The 519-nt window shown below is 53.9% G+C and carries 2 protein-coding genes; both read left to right on the top strand.

Going from position 1 to position 519, the window contains the following annotated elements; all coding sequences use genetic code 11:
- Positions 1-180: Rnf-Nqr domain containing protein (locus ACTHUR_RS18235; RefSeq protein ID WP_440400167.1), on the top strand; the 180-nt coding region annotated here is incomplete at its 5' end.
- A gap of 13 nt (positions 181-193) precedes the next feature.
- A partial coding sequence (locus ACTHUR_RS18230) for a 2Fe-2S iron-sulfur cluster-binding protein (RefSeq protein WP_440400165.1) occupies positions 194-519 on the top strand: 326 nt, incomplete at its 3' end.

The raw sequence follows: 519 nt of genomic DNA, 5'->3' as shown, positions 1-519 counted from the left end.
GTCGTGTACGGCTTCGGCGCCGGTTTAGGCTGGATGTTGGCAATTGTCGCTTTGGCGGGCATTACCGAAAAAATGAAATATTCGGACGCTCCCAAAGGCCTCAAAGGACTGGGCATCACCTTTATCTCCGCCGGCCTGATGGCGATGGCGTTTATGTCGTTCTCCGGCATCCAGTTATAAGAAAGGATTCGGCATGGAAATTATTTTAGGTATCGTGATGTTTACCGTCATCGTCTTGGCTTTGGCACTGATGATTCTGTTTGCCAAATCCAAGCTGGTGAGCGAAGGCGACATCACCATCAAAGTCAATGATGAAAAAGAGCTGACTATGCCCGCTGGCGGCAAACTGTTGGGCGCGCTTGCCAGCCAAGGCATCTTCGTACCCTCCGCCTGCGGTGGCGGTGGTTCGTGCGGACAATGCCGCGTTGTCGTGAAAAGCGGCGGCGGCGACATTCTGCCGACCGAGTTGTCCCATATCAGCAAACGCGAAGCACGAGAAGGCTGCCGTCTGTCTTGTCA

Source organism: Neisseria sp. P0021.S007, from assembly GCF_051956855.1.
Note: the sequence above shows the minus strand (reverse complement) of the source record. Positions and strands in the feature narration are given on the sequence as shown.